We start from the raw sequence: 17,741 nt of genomic DNA on the forward strand, positions 1-17,741 counted from the left end.
ATGAGTACGAGCCCGGCAACGATTTATGTGGTTGATGATGATGAGAAAATCAGGAGTGCTCTCGGAAGTCTCTGCGAGGATGCGGGACTTCAGGCGAGACTGTTCGGCTCGATTGACGAATTCATGACGGAGGCTCTCTCTGATGGCCCGTCGTGTCTGGTGCTGGACGTTCGCTTCCCCGGCACGTCACCGACCGGTTTGGAGTTGCAGAAAACACTCGCCGATACAGGCATCTTGATTCCGATCGTATTTATCAGCGGCGTTTCGGATATTCGGGTTTCCGTGGAAGCGATGAAACGCGGGGCGGTGGACTTTCTGCCCAAGCCTTTCCGCGAGCAGGAATTTTATGATGCGGTGCGGCTTGGCGTTGAACGCGACCGAAGTCGGCTGGAGCGCGAGCACGTCGCGCGCGAAGCCCGGCTACGTGTCGAGGGTCTCACGGCACGGGAGCGTGACATCTTACCGTTGGTGGCAGACGGCTTGCTCGCCAAGCAGATCGCGATCAGGCTGAATGTCAGCGAGGTGACGGTGAAGGTCAATCGTGCTCGGATGATGAAAAAGCTGAAACTTCGTACCCCCGTAGAAATCGTGCGGCTCGTTGACAGCATCAGAACCGATGCTGCGACGATACGTCCAAGCCTCGTGCGATCAAATGTAACTCACTTTCAGGCCAGATCGAAAGCGGGACCTCTCGAGAGCAGTCCCCTCTCCTCGCAAAGGTATGCGGCGAGCCTCTTCAGGAAAACGTAACATCCTCCGGGAGCCTGGTGCAATCTTGCTCAAGGACTCCTGGGCGGCGCTCTTATCGATGCGTCACTGCACTCATTCTGTGAACTCCAGCTCAAACCGATTCATCTCCGTCGACCGGGTATGGAAAATGAGCGACCTTCCCGACAATGTCGGCCAAAGCGCCCCGAAGCAAATTTGGCGAGTTGCGCTGGGCGCAATGTTGCCGCACAAATCACTTATTGCGGAGAGAGGTCGCCTCTCGCCACCTGTGGGGCGGCGATCCGTCGAACCACTTTGGCGCGCGGCGTCAACACTGCGATCTGATGCGGAGATGCCAGCGATCTGATGCGGAGATGCCGGCATTCCACCAAGCGTAAACCGCGGGGTGGCGCCTGTTCCTCGGCGTTGGCGGGGCCCAACGTCGCAAGCTGGTCGGGCATGATCGGCATGACAAACCCGTGACTGCGTAAACGGGTAGCTCTGCGGCTGTGGCGCCGCCACGCGCCAGCAAAACCGCTGCGGCGCAAATAAAAATCGCTTTGACATTGCAGTCTCCATTCTTCAAATATTGGAGTTCATCAAAATGCAGCGTCATTTCCAATCCTTTCATTCTAGGCGACGAAGCCGCGAGCCGCGCCTCCCAAAAGGGAGGCATAGGCACAAAATTGTCGAGGCGCGGTCCACTCCCCAAAGACCGATGGAGGCACCCTGACGATGCATGTCAGCTCGGAGGGGGCATGTTCGACATTTATGTGAACGATAAACGTGATTTGCTGGTCGTCACGCAGGGTTCGTCATTGCCGCTAAGTGGCGCGTTGGGGAAGTGGCCGAGGAGGAAAAGGCGAGTCGCCAGCATTAGCGATGAGATCAGGTTGGCCATAGAGGAGCAGGGCTATTACATGCGCAAGCTGAGCGATTTGAGGAAGCATTAGGGCAAGTTTTGGTGACCCCTTCCCGTCGGCGATCCGTCAGCTGCGACAGCGGAATTATGCGACCGCGGCTAGCGTGACTGCGATCGCGTGCAAGAGACCTATTCAATGGGAGATTAGGAACGTCGCACTTCGCACAATAGGACCATCACTTCGGTCTCGCCTCGCCGCGGGAGCAGGCGCAGAGTTAACGGAAGACACAGCTGTCGCCAGCAACGATCAGGAATCGTTCGAGAACTGAGACTGCAGTTGATGCCCGCCCTTGAGCTGGCTGTGAGCAGGGAGAGCGACATTTGCGAAGAAGAAGTCGCCCGGCGAATTAACTTTGCAAATCAAAACTCGCAAGCTGCCGACGGTCGCGGATCACGATCTCGCGCTGATTTCTCCCTATAAAATCGAGGATTCCCCGTCTGTGAAGATAGGACACGGCGCGCGAAACGGTTTCGAGCGTCAAGCCAAGGTAGTCGGCGATATCCCGGCGGGACATCGGGAGGGACAATGCGCCGGCCGCAGCGGATCGCTCGTCCATTTCAAGCAAAAAGGCCGCCACTTTTTCCAGCGAGGTTTTTCGTCCAAGCAGTAGCATATGGTTTTCGGCGTGTTGTAGACTTTGAGCGGTCATTCTGAGCAAATTGTGAAAAACGACTGCATCATTCTCGGCTGCGTCTTCAAGGCTGGTGCGCCTGATTATTCGAACGGTGGTCTCCACGACCGCTTCTGCGGTGAACCGATGGTTCTCACCGTTCTCTAGTCCGAAGATATCGCTGACCAGATGAAACGCGCCAATTTGGCGTCGACCATCCGAGAGCAGTTTGTAGGTTCGGACCGCACCTTTGGTAACCTGATAGACGTACGCGGCGGGTTCTTTCTCGCCGTAAATCTCCTTCCCCTTCCTGTAGGTGAACTCACTTAAGTTGACGCTCAGATCGGAGCTGCTTGTAATCCCGAGGTCGGAAAGCGAGTTGGGGCGGGACGTTCTGACTTTGTTGGTGCGCACGAACATGGGGCACTCCTGTGATTCAAGCCACTGATAGCGCCGTCCACAGGCGCAAGCCGAACAGGTGGAGAAGTCCGCCTACTCGAACCCGGAATGATTCAGATTTGAACGTCGGCGCGCTGAAGGGGGATGCGTTCGAAACCTGAACCGCTCGCAAATGTCAGATCCGGTGAATGTCTTTTCCTTCTGGGTAGCCGGCAAAGAGACCATCTAGCAGCTCCGCCAATCATCAGATCGATGGGTTCCATGACAATGTCACTGTGTGCCGCTTGCGGAATTTTCGATCCGCTCGATAAATCCGGCATGCTCGGCCATCTTTATGCATCCATAGTCCATGCGTTTTGCCAAGCCGTCCATGGTTACGAAGTAGATCGGCAACGTCCTCATTCCTGTTTGCTCGGCGCGACGAACAAGATTTCTATAGAATGCCGACCCACGGGCCGTCTGCTAGGCTGGAGCATCAATAAATTGACGCGCGGAACGGGCTTGCCGAGATCATTTAGAGTCTTCGCCCCCCTCCTCCCATTCGAAATGCAAGACCAGGGGCATGACTTGGATTTCTTCAATCATCGCCCGGCGAACTAACGAGAATTGACAGCGGCTCATCTCGCTCGGTCCGCCGCGTCCGTCCGCAGGCATCACGTCGATCAAGCGACAATTGGACTGATACTTCAATACGGAATAACCCGCAGACCCAACTCCGCTCCGAAATTCGGCGTTCCGCCACTCATTCTCGATGAATTCCGGCTCCTTAGCCCAGTGAATGATGGATGTTCCGCTCAGGCTGTCCCTATAACTAAGAGGTGCCGCGTTTTCGAGTTGAACTCGGCAGGTGACTTCGTTCCGTCAGGCTTTCGTAAGCCTGCTGTGCAATCATTGATTGTCGTCAGTCAGCCCCTGCACAGGATTGGCGACTCAGAGGCCCGGCCGGATTCGCCTCCAATGCCGGGCCTCCTCGCTTTGGGGAGTGCCTTAGATATTGCGTACCGGCGCGCTTCGCTGAAGCTTTGATCTTGTCGTTATCCTCGCCCTTACCTTGCTTCTATCACCCATCCTCAGCGCAGACAGCGGCCCGGTATGCAGACGACACCATCAAGCCCCGTCACTACAAAGGCTCCGGCGCGTGCTAAATCATTAAGGACATAGACCAACTTGGTCAGTGCCTCGATCTCGCCTTCAAGAAACGCTCAATCTCTGCACGTCCTCGAGCAATCGGCGATGTCACGGCAAGTCTTTAATGGGATTGAGCGCCGTAAATCCTTCGACAGGTTCAAGCTGCGAAGCGCCAGAAGTAAATTAGACTTTTCACTCTCGTTTCGACCAAGGATCGACGTGATCCGTGCGAGTTTGATGTCTCCGCTGTCCTGAATGGACCTGAAATTGGATACACGAAATGAAGTAAGCAGCATCATCCCCCCGAAATTTGTATTTAATATACAACCCGCGACTGGAACTCGCCAAAGTAGAAATAGTGGCTCCAGCCTTAAAGGGACTTGCTCAGGAAGCACGAAGGGGAAGTCGCTGATCACAACGGGGGTGAAGGCCGCGCTAGAGGCGCGCGATAGCCCGCGTCAGACGAGTATGGTTGATACTCCTGCTCACTCGTTTGCATCGAGTTTCAGGTGATAACGCGTATGCTGGAGCTCGCCCGTCCTGGTCAATGCGCCTTTGGCGACGAGGTCCTGCAGGTCACGAGTGGCGGTCGCGCGAGCCGCCTTGGTAATGCTGATGTAGTTCTCGGCGCTGAGGCCGCCCTTGAACCCATCGATGCCCTCCTTGAACATTCGAGCCAGAGCCTTCTCCTGGCGTTCGTTGAACTGACGGCGGAGACGCTCATAGAACTTTGTCTTCGCAATGTAGAAATCGACGCGCTGGTTAGTGTTATCCTGCGCCTCAAGAATGGTATTGGCGAAGTACAGCAGCCAATCCGTTATCTCCATGCGGCGGTTGTTGCGCTCAAGCGCATCGTAGTAAGCCTTCCGCTTGCGCTCGATCGTGTAGGCGAGCGCAATTAGCGTCGGTTGGCCGAGATTTTGCGCAAGCGACTTTTCCGCGACCGCGTGGGCAATGCGGCCATTCCTGTCTTCGAATGGATGGATGCTGACGAAGTACAGATGGGCAAGAGCGGCGCGCGTCATCACCGGCAGCTGTTGACGGGTGTCAGGGCCCGTGTCGTTGAACCACTGAACGAACGCAGCCATTTCTTTCGCCATGTTTTCAGACGGCGGCGCCTCAAAGTGAACCCTGCGCGGGCCGATTGGGCCAGAGACCACCTCCATGGGCTCTGCATGAGTGCGAAAGCACCGATCGTTCTGATGGTCCGGTCCCCGCTCATCAACATGCTGTGCCAGCCGAACATGTCTCGTCGGTCAGAGGCTTTTGGAAATTGAGGTATAGGTCGACCATCATCTGCGCGATACCTCTTTCAGCAGAAGGCACGCCGGCCTGCTGTTCGCCAAGGCCGAATTGGTAGCGCAAGGACGATTGAATGCTGTCGCGGTTCAGTATGTCGCCTTCAATTTCCGAGGTCTTCAGCGCCTCATCGCTGATGAGCTCGATCCGCAGGTTTTGCTGATCATCCTGGCTGACGTGCCTGAACGCACCAATGAAGTCGCCCCAGCGAAGGCAGCTTCCAACCGCTCAAGGGCTGCCCGCGTCATAGGTAAGTGGGGCCAGGTCGGTTCCTCCCAGTTCCAAGGCATGAGCTATAGCACTGCTTTCTATAACTCAGCGTGGGATTAATAATGAGCTATAGCAAGCCATCCTATAACTCACTGGAGAGTTGCGAGGCTTTTCGGTCATCCGCGAATTAGACCGCGCGACCTGGACCGATGTCGTCCGGCAGACAGCCGACGTTTATGTGAGCCTAGGTCACATTATCGATATCGCTATTGCGTTGCCTTCAGGACCTCGCGAAGCGTCGCTGCGAGGCGCTGATATTGCTCGGGCTTCGTCTCTTTGAGAGTAGCAAGGTCAGCCGCGATGTTGTTGAGGCGTCGCGCTGCAGCTCGTGCCTTGATTTCATTGATATCGCGATGAATCTTGGCAAGTTCTTCGAAAGCCGGCGCATCCTGCTTCGCCTTGGGCAACTCGGCGATAAGAATGGCGAGAGCGTCCATGACGCGGCCTAGCTGGCGACCGTAGCTCTGCGCGGCAACAATCTCTCGTTCGGTATCAGGCGCGCTTGAATTCTGCTCTGTGATGTTGGTTACGCTACCAAACACCCAACCAGGCAGTATGGGCTGAACGAAGTTCCGAGGCGCCGCAAAGAAATCGAGAGGATTGGGCATGCTGCCCTTCATCCAGGATGGCCAATCCCATCTGGGCGCATTCGCAGGCTGAGAGTCGCTGCTCATGAGGTAGCTTCCTTCCGGCGATGTCGACAGGGAACGATGTTCGCTGTGCTCGCAAGCCCAATGTAGGCCGCGCGATCATCTCTCATTGTGAAGGATTTCACATCCAACGCTTTAATGCCCAGCTACGTACAATATCGCAGGCTGGTCCTGACCGTCGCGCGTCGGCAATAGTGCTGCGTCCCAATTTTGCTCCGTACAGTACAATCAGTCCGACTGCTTTGAGGAGGCTGCGCCTAGTTGAAAGCCCTAGCGTGACTTCAGCGCCGGTCCGTAGACGCCATGTCCTTTGTGCTTTGACCTTCTCGTTGGTTCAATACCAGTGGCATTGTCCGCATTTTTTGCTCGCCTTAAAAGTGCTCCACCTGTCGAAATCCGCGGTGGCCCAATAAGTGGCGGCAGTTGGCGGGCAATAGCATCGGCAGTGACGTGCGAACGACCAGAGCGCCCCACCTTCGTTCGGCATCCGTCGCCGAGCAGGGAATGGTTTCGCTTGATCGTGTCCCTTGACAACGTGGGAGCAGGCCAGGGGGGCGCGTTGCGAGCCCATCCTAAGTAGAAAACCCCGGCGTGGCCGCCGAGGTTTTCACATTTCATGGTTCGATGTGACGGCTAGATCAGAAGTCCATGCCGCCCATGCCACCCATGCCGCCGCCAGGAGGCATGGCGGGACCGGCAGCTGCCTTCTTCGGTAGCTCGGCGACCATGGCCTCGGTGGTGATCAAGAGCGCAGCCACGGAGGAGGCGTTCTGGACTGCAGTTCTCACGACCTTGGTCGGGTCGATGATGCCCTTGGTGACGAGGTTGCCGTACTCGCCGGTCTGCGAGTCGAAGCCGTAGGCGTACTGATCCTTCTCGAGGATCTTGCCGACGATCACCGAGCCGTCTTCACCGGCATTGATCGCGATCTGGCGAGCGGGCCAGGACAGCGCCTTGCGCACGATCTCGACGCCGGTCTTCTGGTCGTCGTTCTTGGTGCGCAGACCCTTGAGCGCTTCGGTTGCACGAAGCAGGGCGACGCCGCCGCCCGGAACGATGCCTTCCTCGACCGCCGCGCGGGTCGCATGCATCGCATCATCAACGCGATCCTTGCGCTCCTTGACCTCGACCTCGGTCGCGCCGCCGACGCGGATCACCGCGACGCCGCCCGCGAGCTTGGCGAGACGCTCCTGGAGCTTCTCGCGGTCGTAGTCCGAGGTGGTCTCCTCGATCTGCGCCTTGATCTGGGCCACGCGCGCCTCGATGTCGGCCTTCTTGCCGGCGCCGTTGACGATCGTGGTGTTCTCCTTGTCAATCATCACCTTCTTGGCGCGACCGAGCATGTTGAGCGTGACGTTCTCGAGCTTGATGCCGAGATCTTCCGAGATCGCCTGGCCGCCGGTCAGGATCGCGATGTCCTGCAGCATGGCCTTGCGACGATCGCCGAAGCCCGGAGCCTTGACGGCTGCAACCTTCAGGCCGCCGCGCAGACGGTTCACGACGAGCGTGGCGAGCGCCTCGCCCTCGACGTCCTCCGCGACGATGATCAGCGGCTTGCCGCTCTGCACCACGGCCTCGAGCAGCGGCAGCAGCTCATTCAGCGAGGAGAGCTTCTTCTCGTTGATGAGGATGTAGGCGTCGTCCATTTCAACGCGCATCTTGTCGGCGTTGGTGACGAAGTAGGGCGAGATGTAGCCGCGATCGAACTGCATGCCCTCGACGACGTCCAGTTCGGTCTCGAGCGACTTCGCTTCCTCGACGGTGATGACACCCTCGTTGCCGACCTTCTTCATGGCGTCGGCGAGGAACTTGCCGATCTCCGCGTCGCCGTTGGCCGAGATGGTGCCGACCTGGGCAATCTCCTCGTTGGAGGTGACCTTCTTGGAGTTCTTCTCGAGGTCCGCAACGACGGCCTCGACGGCGAGATCGATACCGCGCTTGAGGTCCATCGGGTTCATGCCGGCGGCAACCGCCTTGCCGCCTTCACGGACGATCGCAGCCGCGAGCACGGTCGCGGTGGTGGTGCCGTCACCGGCCGCGTCAGCGGACTTGGAGGCGACTTCGCGGACCATCTGGGCGCCCATGTTCTCGAACTTGTCGTCGAGCTCGATCTCCTTGGCGACGGTGACGCCGTCCTTGGTGATGCGGGGAGCGCCGAACGACTTGTCGAGGACGACGTTGCGGCCCTTCGGACCGAGCGTGACCTTCACGGCGTTGGCGAGGATGTCGACGCCGCGCAGCATGCGGTCGCGGGCGTCGACGCCGAATTTCACTTCTTTGGCTGACATATTGGTTTCCTGAGTTGTCTTGGTCTCATCTCACCCTTGGCGTGGCGCCCGGCAGGCGCTCCTCAGGGGTGAGCGGTGCGAGCAGTTGAACTAGGCGGCCTTCTTGTTGGAAGCGGGAGTTTCGAGCACGCCCATGATGTCGCTTTCTTTCATGATCAACAGCTCCTGGCCGTCGATCTTGACCTCGGTGCCCGACCACTTGCCGAACAGCACGCGGTCGCCGATCTGGACGTCGATCGGGATCAGCTTGCCGCTTTCGTCGCGGCCACCGGGGCCGACGGCGATCACTTCGCCCTGGGAGGGCTTTTCCTTGGCCGTATCGGGAATGATGATGCCGCCAGCGGTCTTCTCTTCTGCGTCGATGCGCTTGACCACGACGCGGTCGTGAAGCGGACGGAATTTCATGCAGTCCTCCTAAGCATTTGCATTAGATGGAGATTTTGGGTTGTTAGCAATCGATGCCCGCGAGTGCTACGCAGGCGAGATGGAGATAGGACAGGTTTTTTACGGGAGCAAGGGGCTCGTGGCAGAAAAGTGGGATACTTAGCCACCCGATCTGATAGTTGCGTTTACGATCATTAGCTGGCCTTAACACCGGCCTCGGACCACCTAGCCAAAACCGCGGCTGAGGCACTGAATGTCAGCAGGTTCTTAAACTCGTCGGCCTGAGGTGAGTTGGTTGACGTCGCGCCGGCCATCTCTGGTGCGCTCGAAGTAGTTCGCGTGCACGAACGTCCTGTTAACGTAGCTCGATCATTCCGATGTACTGATCGATTTGCGCCAACGTGCGCGAACAGTATGGATGCCTCTCTATGATAGCGGCGTGTTGGAACGAGAAAGCTTCGTGCCGCTCGTTACACTTGAAGTCCGCCTTCGCCCTCGGCTAAATTGACTGGCTTCAACTTGGAGAGACTGCATTGGCACTTGGTACTGTGAAGTGGTTCAACCCGACCAAAGGATACGGCTTTATCCAACCAGACGACGGAGGTCCCGACATCTTCGTGCACATTAGTGCCGTTGAAAAGGCGGGCCACACCGGCCTGGCGGAGGGCTCCCGAATTAGCTACGAGCCGAAGACCGGTCGCTCCGGGAAACTTTCCGCTGAAAATCTCCGAGTTGGTTAGGCTCGTCGGTAGGCCGGCGGTGAACCGATCGACGGTGTCCGACTCTCGTTCGAAACGATAGCAATCCGGCCTCTCAGCGCGCACACGCGGCGCTGCTGAGGGCCTCTCCTTGTCGAGCAACCTGATTGCGTTGTAAAGACGACGCCTAGAGCCCTAGAGGATGTGACGATCTTTTGCGGCGGCGATCAGACCTGTCCCCGGATGCAAACCGGCTTTGCAGGGTATCCGATTCCGCGCCCTCCCTGAAACAGCTTATCTCAATTCGTATTGCAGGCTCTGGCGTTTCCATCGGTAACCGGAAGCTCAAAAAGGCCCGGCGCTATAGGCTTCCCGTCAAAGAACACACCCATCTGCTTTGCAAAACCGGCCGTGCTGTCAGATGCGCGCCGTTTCGCATTGATGATTTTGACGATGTTCCACTCGTCGTGCGATCCGTAGCTGAAGCTGACGGAGCCACGTAAGCCGTAGTAGTTGCGAAAGGAATGCTTATCGACCTTTGCCGCGAGGTCAGGTTTTATCTTGACGAGATTGTCGTAGGCTGTGTCGAGTTTCTCGAGATCGGCGTGACCATCAAGACCGAAGTGACGCGCAAAGTCAGATGGCCCGGCAAAATACACAAAGTCGAACGCGCCGAGACCTTCAGGTCCCTCGCCTTCGAGAATCTGGGTCCACATCCACATGTAGTCAGCGCCGTTGGCGTCCAGAGGGAGCGAAAACTGTGGTGCGGCCGGGTTGAGGATCCATACGTCGCGCGGCCCCCACTGCTGCTCGATGCGTTCCTTGGCCTCTTGTGCTACGAGCGCATTGATTGCCGAAACTCCGCCCGCAATCCCGCTAATCGGAACGCTGAGATAGCCGATCGCCTTACCTTGTGTCCGTTGCCCGCTGATCAAGTTCCGTATCTCGCTAACGCGCTGTCTGATCGCATCGTTTAGATAGTCGTGCGTGCAGTAGCAGATGCCATTTGTCGAGCAGGATGTGGTGTTTCCCGGGGCTGCAGATGCACCCGCGAGCGGAATCGACAATGCCGTTGCGGCCAATAGCGTGAGCGCCTTCATAGCGATAACCCGATACTCTGTTACTGGCAGGCTGCCGAGGACAGCGTCTCCTTGAGCAGCTGCGCACGCCGTATCCCGGCAAGGGCGAGTTGGCGGTCAACGATCGGCGATGCTTTGGAAAAATACTGAACGCCTAAAACCCCGTCGTCAGGAATGTCATAAGCAACTTCGTGTGCAAGCCTATGCGCATCGACCGCCCAATCGGCCGGCGAGCCCCCCTTCAACTCGGCCAAGTCACGCCCCGGAAACCAGGTCGCTTCAAGCCGAACGACATAGGCGCCCCAATTGTAAACGGTGCGCATAATCAGACCGGTATCCCAAAGCGCATGCAGGTTCGTGGTCTGTCCGAAGAATGTCACCGGGAGAAGATTGCCGCCTTGATCGTCTTTTCCTGTGTAGGCATCCCACCGATCCGATGCATGAAGAGGCTGGTGAACGTCGCCAACGAAGTGAACAATGAACTTCAAAGCCTGGAGCCGTTCGGGTGCAGGTTTCGAGCAATCAGCAAGGACAGTTCGGAAGCGCGCAATCGCCGCGATGACACAGTTGCCGTTTTTGCAATCAGCATCCGGATCGAAAGTTGTTCGATCATCCGGTATGTCCACGAAATGCCATCCTGCCGTATCCTTATGGTCGGCACGGTAGTCGTCAGCCCAACTGGCGATGGAAGCGAGCGTTGCGTTGGGATGATCAAGAGTAGGGGCTTCCAAGGCAAGCAGGGGCGCGATTTTGTCGAGCGTGGCGGGATCGAGCCGCCGCTGCGCGATCTCAGCGACGATTGCATGGCCTTCCTGTCCCCAGGACCGAGCCTGCGACACCGACATAATGACCACGAGCCACGCGAGCCAGATAGCTCTCATAGCTTTTCCCCACAGCCTGCCATTTGGTCTACCATAAGTCGGGAGCTGCCATGATTGCAACTATGTCCAGTCGAGAGACCGACAATTTTATTGACGGTAGCACCGGTAAGGTCCCTGGTCGCGTTGTATCGGGTTCGGATCAGCCATGGTCGCTTGCCACTCAGCTCAAAATAAGGGATCGACAAACGCCCTTTCAAATACAAAATGTGAGGGCTCTTGTGGAGAGCCTTCGACAAAGCCCTTCGTTATCAAGAGCTCTCGGGCATCGTGGACCAGGGCGGGGCTGCCACAGATCATGGCGCGGTCATGCTGCGGCTCGAGTTTCGGCAACTCGATTTCCGTAAACAGCTTGCCTGACGCGATCAGGTCGGTGATCCGACCGCGGTTGTGGAAGCGGTCGCGCGTCACGGTCGGATAATAGATTAGTTGATAGCGAACGAAGTCGCCGACCAGCCCGTCGCTTGGCAGCGTTTCTGTGATCATCTCGCCATAGGCGAGTTCGGCGACGCGGCGGCAGCCATGAAGCAGCACCACATTCTCGAATCGCAGATAGGTTTGCGGATCCTTGATGACACTCAGAAGCGGCGCAAGACCGGCGCCAGTCCCAATCAGATAGAGATTGCGCCCGTCCTTAAGATTATCAATGACCAGCGAGCCAGTCGTCTTGCGGCTAACAATGATCTGGTCACCCTGCTTAAGCTGCTGCAGACGCGAGGTTAAGGGATTGTCCAGCACCTTGATCGCGACGAATTCCAGCCGGTCTTCGTAATGAGCGCTGGCGATGCCGTAGGCCCGCAGCAGAGGTTTTTCATCAACCTCGAGCCCGATCATGGTGAATTCACCGCTGCAGAAGCGAAACGAGGGATTCCGTGTGCTGGTGAAGCTGAAGAGATTGTCAGTCCAGTGATGGACGTTCAGAATGCTTTCCTGGTTGAAATTACTCATTTCATCGCTACCGCGAAGCTTGGAGCGCGATGCGGACCCGCAGCCGCTCTAGCGGAAAATTTGCACTGGTTTTCCAAACAGATGTTCGGTGTTCAATTTCGGACTGGGACTTTTGGAAGGATGCCGGCTCAGCTCTGGCTTACATCGGCTCTCAACGCGAAGCGGCACTCCTGTCCTTCCAAGCTCATGCTAGGCTAAACATGCTGACGGTGAATCGCATGTGATGGGCGCAATCATGCTTAAATTATGCATTTCGTCGGCCTTCTGCGATGGATTTCACCGCACGCATCCTTCTCTGCTGCCGACCAGCAGTTCGGACATCAGTTCAGACACGAATATTTTACGAAGCTTTTTCCCGCCTCATTTCTCACAAGCGGAGACTTCCTGTCGCTCCGCACCAAATTGGTCTTGCCGCCAAAGACATACCGCCATCCACACGCAACCGATGGCCACCAGTGATCCATGTGCAATGCGCAGGGGCTGCGCGCCGAAGAATTGCGGAATGTACAGCGACATCCCGATGGCGAAGGGAACGCCACTTGCCTTCGGATAGCGACAGGAACGCCAAAGCGCCGTGGCAGTCGCGATTGCGGATGCGGCAAGAAGAAGCAGACCGGCGAGGAACATGATAAGGCCAGGGCCGGAGCGGATGATCTCGACCAGACTGAGCAGTGAATCGGAGTGCCTCCGCAAAGCTTCCTGCCCCAGCGCGTGAAGACCATAGGTTTCGGCCCCGTAGAATGGCAGTGTAAAGCCTGTGCCAATCACGATCAGGGCAACGGCGACAAAGAACAGGCGCTCGGACTGTGTCCCCAGTAAAGAGCGTTGCATTCCGAGCAGCCCAAGTGGGAGCAGCGCGAACGCCACAATGGCAATCATGTGCGACGCCAGCCATGCCTCAGACCCGAAGGCAGCGGCACCTAGCAGCGATCTTTCGTCCGAGAACGGGCGAACTGCCGGGTAGACTGCGAACAGAATTCCGGAGGCCAGGAGCGCGACAGTGCCGATACGAATATGGTTGGCAAACATCGGACCTCCGGAGGCGATGATACAAACATGACCACGCCGCGCATCAGCTACGGCTCAGGAATAACGATCTGATCAATGAGGCTGGGTGCCCGGCTCGGAAATCAGCGGAGCGCCCCCGATTGAAACTGGCCCTTCCGGTCTAGAAGGCTGAATGGCTCTCGCGGCCGGCTTCGAAACAGTACGGGCTGGCGGTAGATTAGGTGCTGGCGATGGAGGCGTAACGACGGGCGGATTCTGCAAAGACTGGATGTTCGAGATCAGTGCAGCGATTTGATCCGATATCTGTTTTAGACCCTCTTGCTGCGCACTGATGTTACGCTTGAGCTCGGTGATCTCCTCGCTTATCTCCTGTTGCCCCGATCTAATCTCTGAAAGAACCGCCTTGTCCTCGGGTGACAAGCCTTGCATTGGCAGGGCTTCCGGCGCGACTGACGAGCCGAGAAGCTTGTCTATACCGCCCCCGAAATAGACTCCTCCCGCGCACAGCCCGAAAATAACGGCGAGGAGTCCAACAACCCACGGCAAGCGACTTGCCGGCTTATGCAAGACGGGCAGCAACTCAGAGCTGTTTGTAGGATCGGTCAAATTCATCTTCCTAGGCACGTCATAACGATTCGTTGCCTTTCGCGACGCGATAACAGATGACGGTCAAGAACTCCAGGGAGTCGCAACCAGAGCACTCGGGAAACCTTGTGCATAGAGATCAAGGAGCGCGCAGCTACGCATGTGATCATTCGATCTGTAGATGCTTCCGGGCGCCAAAACTAGTTCAGCGCACAAATACTGCATGCTCCACGCAAAACCGCACGATGCGAACGCAGTTGCGGCTCTAACTTTTCGCACGATGGAGAGGACCGTGTTGGCGGGCAATATGTGAGGTGTTACGCGGAATAGTCCCTCTGCGCATGCTTGGCGGAAACGGCGTTGACATGGTCTGTTAGGTAGACGTCATTGTCGGCCGTTGTCGCGATGATATAGCCCTTGAGATTGGATCGAATTTCTTGGCCTTCCCGATTTCAGCGATCGTGGGTTTGGTCGGCGGACAGTCGCGCTTTGCCTTGCTCTGTACGCCGGAGTCAGCACCGTTTTCCTTTTCCGTAGATGTCGACACTGTTTACCCGACGGCGGCAAAGGTGTCCGACACCGACAAGGAAGCGCTGTTCAAGCAATTCCAGGCTTGGGAAGCGCAGAACAACGGCTCGCGGGCGCAGGCGAGGTCGGACAAGAAGTAGAACGGGGACTCTCACCGGTGGTCGTCCTGGAGCAGCCCATGTCGAACGGATGTCGGCGACGCTCTGCACCGAGCCGCGGCCGACAATCGGCAGCACGCGCAGCTTGTTGCCGTCATCGAGCACGGAGTTGCTTTTCTTTTAATTCAGGAAAATCATCAATACGGCGCGTGAGCTCACGCCAGCAAAACAGTTACGCGAAAAAGCCCTTCTGCGGCATGTCTCTCGGAAATCGCATTGACGTGGTCCGTGACAGCGACGTCGTTATCCGCGGTGGTCGCAATAATGTGGGTCTCGAGGCGCGGCGGAATTTCTTGGCTTCCTGATCTCGGCATTAAGTTCCGCAATCGTCAGCTTGGTCGGCGGCCAAATGCGTTTTCCTTTGCATTGAACGCCGGAGTCGGCGCCATTTTGCTTTCCGTATATGTCGAAGCCCTTTTGCCTCTGGCCGCTTCGCCCCGTAACGGACGAGTTCTGGGTCGTTCCAAACGCGCGAAAAGAGATCGGCGCAGATCTCTTCGAATTTATCCCAGCTTGCCCGGCGGACGAAGTTGTTCGTCAGACATGGACCGATTGTTTCGACTCCTTATTTGGGTTCGAGGATGGACCCAAAGAACATTTTGAGAACAATTTCAATGTATTGGCGAAGATCGAAAAAACTCAACCATCGAGAGTCCGGTCATTCATGAGGACTTAAGTCGACTCAATTCCGTAGATGAAATCTATTTATCTATATGATATAATTGCGTTTATGACAAAAGCTTCAGAGGACAAAAAAGAGGACATTCCTGCGGCTACTGACCGCGGCGACGCGGTTTTCTCAATGGAACCGCTTCTCATCAGAGAGGACTCCCGCCATCGGAGCCAGCTGACCGATTTGGCGGTTGAGCTAGTCGGCAAGTCGGCCGGTTTCAAGAGGAGCTTACCGCAAAGCCTCCTGGGGTCCTTGGCCGATCTCGTCCGAGCTATGAACTGCTATTACAGCAACCTCATCGAGGGGCACGACACACACCCGGTCGACATCGAACGGGCCTTGAAAAACGACTATAGCGCCGATCCCAAAATGCGCGATCTTCAGCTTGAGGCCACGGCGCACATCGCGGTGCAACGATGGATCGACGAAGGTCACCTCCGCGGTCGCGTTGTAACCATAGACGGTATCCGGGATATCCACCGTCGCTTCTGCGAGCACCTTCCCGACGCGATGTTATGGATCGAGGAGCCCGACACAAAAGAACGAATTCGTGTTGTGCCCGGCGAACTACGGCTTCGCGACGTCAAAGTGGGACGTCATATCGGTGTCAGCCCCGGCGCCGTTCCACGCTTTCTTGCTTATTTCGAGAAAGCTTACAGCCGTGTTGGAAAGGCCGACGCCATTTTAGCTGCCGCAGCCGCGCATCATCGTCTTTTGTGGATTCACCCCTTTCTCGATGGCAATGGCCGAGTGACGCGGCTGATGTCGCACGCAATGCTGTTGGAAGCGCTCGATACCGGGGCTGTTTGGTCAGTGGCTCGCGGGCTTGCTCGAAGCGACGGCGCGTATCGGCAGCATCTTACCCAATGCGACCTTCCGCGGCGGAATGACCTGGACGGCCGTGGCAACCTCAGTGAGGAAGCGCTCGCATCGTTCACGCGTTTCTTTCTTGAGACTTGCATTGACCAAGTCAACTTCATGGAATCGCTGATGCAGGCAGATCGGCTGCGCACACGCATATTGCTATGGGCGGAGGAGGAAACGCGCCTTAGCAAACTCCCCCCCAAAGCGAGCGCGGTGGTTGAAGCAATTCTCTATCGAGGCGAGCTTCCGCGCGGCGACGTTGCTAGTCTTCTCGATCTCACGCCGCGTCACGCTCGGCGCATCGTATCGGAACTCCTCAGCCGAGGCGTCCTTACCTCAAGGGGCCCGCGCGAACCATTGCTGCTGGCTTTCCCTGCCACCCTCGCCTCGCGATGGATGCCGGGACTATTTCCGGAACACGACTAATGACTGAAAACGGCTTGAGCTCGTCTACAGACAGAGGCGCGCAAAGCGGCTCTGGAGATCGTTGCTACGCTCGCTTACGTCAAGAGGATCGCCGCAGATCGCCTACTAAGACCCGCGAGAATCCCCGACAATCTCATCAAGTGCTTTCTGAAAGGCAAAGATGCGACAACGGGCGGAGCGCTCTCAAAGCGCCAAGCGGCGTCGCTGATCTTGGACGAACTTGCGCAGATCGGCCGAGATGGTGCCGTCATTCGCTGTCTGTTGAAGATCGCGGCTGATTGGACGGCGTTCGAGCTTGCCCAAGATGGGACAAAGCCTGCGCCGTGGTTCAAAAGGCGCGGGAACTGGTCGGTACGCTTGCCGAAGCTGATGCGCGTGAGAAGGGATCGCGACGCAAAGGCGACGGCAGTGGCTGCGCGCCAGCGCTGCGCAAATCACACTGCGCGATCGGATGCAGATGAATCAATGCCGCGATCAGGAAGGTCTAGGACAGCCGATGCAGTCCGGCTCTGCCGCCTTGACCGACAAGTTTTTGAGCGCGCACCGCAGGATACGTTTTAATTCTCTAGCCTTGCGAATCCATCAGCGTGATTGTGATCTGTGCCGCTCGAAAGCATAGACCGGATTAATTCCGCAATAAGCGTCTGTACCGGACGCGCTGGCCATGCATTGGCCATAGCTCGAGAACTGGCAATTGCCCGGATATCCCCAGATGCGCCCTTGCAGGCAATAAACGTCTTGTCGAGCGGCGGGCATGTATCCCGAACGATCACGCGGAGCGGCGATCGAACACGACCCAGAGCCAACGAGCATGGGGACTGTGAGGATAACAACTAACAAGAGAAAGTAGCGCATGGGACCCTCTTGTCTAACTTAACTTTGGCGAAGCTAACGGATCCGACTTGAGTTTTCTTGATCTCAGTCAATCCTTAGCCACCGTTTGCCGGCCCCAACCTGAAGCCGCATGGCGCAAACGCTACTATGACTTCAAATGAAGGCAAAGGCGAGCAGGCTCGAGCAGAGCAACGCAAGGCCCGTCGCGGTCAGCGCCAGCAGGCTACCGGAAATAAGGTCGTGAGTGTTCATTTATTAGCCCTCAATTGCAGAGCAAGAGGGAAAGCGGTGCCGTGGTTTGCTCGGTCGACCGCGTGATAATCAATGATTGTATTCGAATCCGGCGCAATAATCCTGCTGTTGCCGGCAGGAGGTGCAGTTTTTCGGCGCGATCTGCAGTCGG

15 protein-coding genes and 1 pseudogene are annotated in these 17,741 nt (G+C 57.1%); 5 read left to right on the forward strand and 11 right to left on the reverse strand.

Annotated features, from left to right (window positions below; translation table 11 throughout):
- Together SO140_RS28715 and SO140_RS28720 are read left to right on the forward strand one after the other, a co-directional pair.
- Nucleotides 1-750, forward strand: coding sequence for a response regulator transcription factor (locus SO140_RS28715; RefSeq protein WP_498543483.1), 750 nt, complete (start codon nucleotides 1-3; stop codon nucleotides 748-750).
- A gap of 716 nt (nucleotides 751-1,466) precedes the next feature.
- Nucleotides 1,467-1,661 (forward strand): hypothetical protein, encoded by a 195-nt coding sequence (locus tag SO140_RS28720; RefSeq protein ID WP_498543484.1) that lies wholly within the window; start codon nucleotides 1,467-1,469, stop codon nucleotides 1,659-1,661.
- Between the two features lie 316 nt (nucleotides 1,662-1,977).
- On the opposite strand, the gene SO140_RS28725 is transcribed toward SO140_RS28720, so the two are convergent.
- From SO140_RS28725 to groES, 5 genes and pseudogenes are all read right to left on the reverse strand, one after another.
- Nucleotides 1,978-2,661: a helix-turn-helix domain-containing protein gene (locus SO140_RS28725; RefSeq protein WP_498543485.1), complete on the reverse strand. Its 684-nt coding sequence runs from the start codon at nucleotides 2,659-2,661 to the stop codon at nucleotides 1,978-1,980.
- Between the two features lie 1,592 nt (nucleotides 2,662-4,253).
- A pseudogene (locus SO140_RS28730) lies at nucleotides 4,254-5,357 on the reverse strand (Fic family protein).
- Nucleotides 5,358-5,543: 186 nt separating this feature from the next.
- A complete protein-coding gene (locus tag SO140_RS28735) occupies nucleotides 5,544-5,957 on the reverse strand; it encodes a hypothetical protein (protein ID WP_498541170.1) in 414 nt (137 codons plus the stop codon).
- 668 nt (nucleotides 5,958-6,625) lie between these two features.
- On the reverse strand, nucleotides 6,626-8,275 hold the full coding sequence (gene groL, locus SO140_RS28740) for a chaperonin GroEL (RefSeq protein ID WP_498543486.1): 1,650 nt from the start codon (nucleotides 8,273-8,275) through the stop codon (nucleotides 6,626-6,628).
- Between the two features lie 90 nt (nucleotides 8,276-8,365).
- Nucleotides 8,366-8,680 (reverse strand): co-chaperone GroES, encoded by a 315-nt coding sequence (groES, locus tag SO140_RS28745; protein WP_498543487.1) that lies wholly within the window; start codon nucleotides 8,678-8,680, stop codon nucleotides 8,366-8,368.
- 512 nt (nucleotides 8,681-9,192) lie between these two features.
- Between groES and SO140_RS28750 the strand changes: the two genes are divergently transcribed.
- Nucleotides 9,193-9,399: a cold-shock protein gene (locus SO140_RS28750; RefSeq protein WP_449384556.1), complete on the forward strand. Its 207-nt coding sequence runs from the start codon at nucleotides 9,193-9,195 to the stop codon at nucleotides 9,397-9,399.
- 257 nt (nucleotides 9,400-9,656) lie between these two features.
- Here SO140_RS28750 and SO140_RS28755 read toward each other — a convergent pair whose 3' ends face one another.
- The 5 genes from SO140_RS28755 to SO140_RS28775 form a co-directional block, all read right to left on the reverse strand.
- On the reverse strand, nucleotides 9,657-10,457 hold the full coding sequence (locus tag SO140_RS28755) for a hypothetical protein (RefSeq protein ID WP_498543488.1): 801 nt from the start codon (nucleotides 10,455-10,457) through the stop codon (nucleotides 9,657-9,659).
- Between the two features lie 20 nt (nucleotides 10,458-10,477).
- Nucleotides 10,478-11,317 carry a S1/P1 nuclease gene (locus SO140_RS28760; protein WP_498543489.1) on the reverse strand — a complete coding sequence of 280 codons (840 nt, stop codon included), beginning with the start codon at nucleotides 11,315-11,317 and terminating at the stop codon, nucleotides 10,478-10,480.
- 165 nt (nucleotides 11,318-11,482) lie between these two features.
- Complete coding sequence (locus SO140_RS28765) at nucleotides 11,483-12,262, reverse strand: ferredoxin--NADP reductase (protein WP_498543490.1); 780 nt, start codon at nucleotides 12,260-12,262, stop codon at nucleotides 11,483-11,485.
- Nucleotides 12,263-12,622: 360 nt separating this feature from the next.
- Entirely contained in the window at nucleotides 12,623-13,291 is a 669-nt protein-coding gene (locus SO140_RS28770; RefSeq protein ID WP_498543491.1) for a hypothetical protein, read from the reverse strand.
- A 72-nt stretch (nucleotides 13,292-13,363) separates the two neighbouring features.
- Nucleotides 13,364-13,882, reverse strand: a complete 519-nt coding sequence (locus SO140_RS28775; RefSeq protein ID WP_498543492.1) for a hypothetical protein — start codon at nucleotides 13,880-13,882, stop codon at nucleotides 13,364-13,366.
- A 410-nt stretch (nucleotides 13,883-14,292) separates the two neighbouring features.
- On the opposite strand from SO140_RS28775, the gene SO140_RS28780 reads away from it, so the two are divergent.
- Nucleotides 14,293-14,523 carry a hypothetical protein gene (locus SO140_RS28780; RefSeq protein WP_498543493.1) on the forward strand — a complete coding sequence of 77 codons (231 nt, stop codon included), beginning with the start codon at nucleotides 14,293-14,295 and terminating at the stop codon, nucleotides 14,521-14,523.
- 712 nt (nucleotides 14,524-15,235) lie between these two features.
- Entirely contained in the window at nucleotides 15,236-16,504 is a 1,269-nt protein-coding gene (locus SO140_RS28785; RefSeq protein WP_498543494.1) for a Fic family protein, read from the forward strand.
- 582 nt (nucleotides 16,505-17,086) lie between these two features.
- On the opposite strand, the gene SO140_RS28790 is transcribed toward SO140_RS28785, so the two are convergent.
- Entirely contained in the window at nucleotides 17,087-17,317 is a 231-nt protein-coding gene (locus SO140_RS28790; RefSeq protein WP_498543512.1) for a DUF3551 domain-containing protein, read from the reverse strand.
- Nucleotides 17,318-17,741: the final 424 nt, after the last annotated feature.

The sequence above is a fragment of the Bradyrhizobium sp. UFLA05-108 genome (assembly GCF_059803455.1).

What these genes read in the sequence shown, in the direction of transcription:
- SO140_RS28715 (WP_498543483.1), top strand. Translation starts at nt 1, where the DNA reads ATGAGTACGAGCCCGGCAACGATTTATGTGGTTGATGATGATGAGAAA.
- SO140_RS28785 (WP_498543494.1), top strand. Translation starts at nt 15,236, where the DNA reads ATGAAATCTATTTATCTATATGATATAATTGCGTTTATGACAAAAGCT.
- SO140_RS28790 (WP_498543512.1), bottom strand. Translation starts at nt 17,317, where the DNA reads ATGCTCGTTGGCTCTGGGTCGTGTTCGATCGCCGCTCCGCGTGATCGT.
- SO140_RS28760 (WP_498543489.1), bottom strand. Translation starts at nt 11,317, where the DNA reads ATGAGAGCTATCTGGCTCGCGTGGCTCGTGGTCATTATGTCGGTGTCG.
- groES (WP_498543487.1), bottom strand. Translation starts at nt 8,680, where the DNA reads ATGAAATTCCGTCCGCTTCACGACCGCGTCGTGGTCAAGCGCATCGAC.
- SO140_RS28775 (WP_498543492.1), bottom strand. Translation starts at nt 13,882, where the DNA reads ATGAATTTGACCGATCCTACAAACAGCTCTGAGTTGCTGCCCGTCTTG.
- SO140_RS28735 (WP_498541170.1), bottom strand. Translation starts at nt 5,957, where the DNA reads ATGAAGGGCAGCATGCCCAATCCTCTCGATTTCTTTGCGGCGCCTCGG.
- SO140_RS28725 (WP_498543485.1), bottom strand. Translation starts at nt 2,661, where the DNA reads ATGTTCGTGCGCACCAACAAAGTCAGAACGTCCCGCCCCAACTCGCTT.
- SO140_RS28755 (WP_498543488.1), bottom strand. Translation starts at nt 10,457, where the DNA reads ATGAAGGCGCTCACGCTATTGGCCGCAACGGCATTGTCGATTCCGCTC.
- SO140_RS28765 (WP_498543490.1), bottom strand. Translation starts at nt 12,262, where the DNA reads ATGAGTAATTTCAACCAGGAAAGCATTCTGAACGTCCATCACTGGACT.
- SO140_RS28720 (WP_498543484.1), top strand. Translation starts at nt 1,467, where the DNA reads ATGTTCGACATTTATGTGAACGATAAACGTGATTTGCTGGTCGTCACG.
- SO140_RS28770 (WP_498543491.1), bottom strand. Translation starts at nt 13,291, where the DNA reads ATGTTTGCCAACCATATTCGTATCGGCACTGTCGCGCTCCTGGCCTCC.
- groL (WP_498543486.1), bottom strand. Translation starts at nt 8,275, where the DNA reads ATGTCAGCCAAAGAAGTGAAATTCGGCGTCGACGCCCGCGACCGCATG.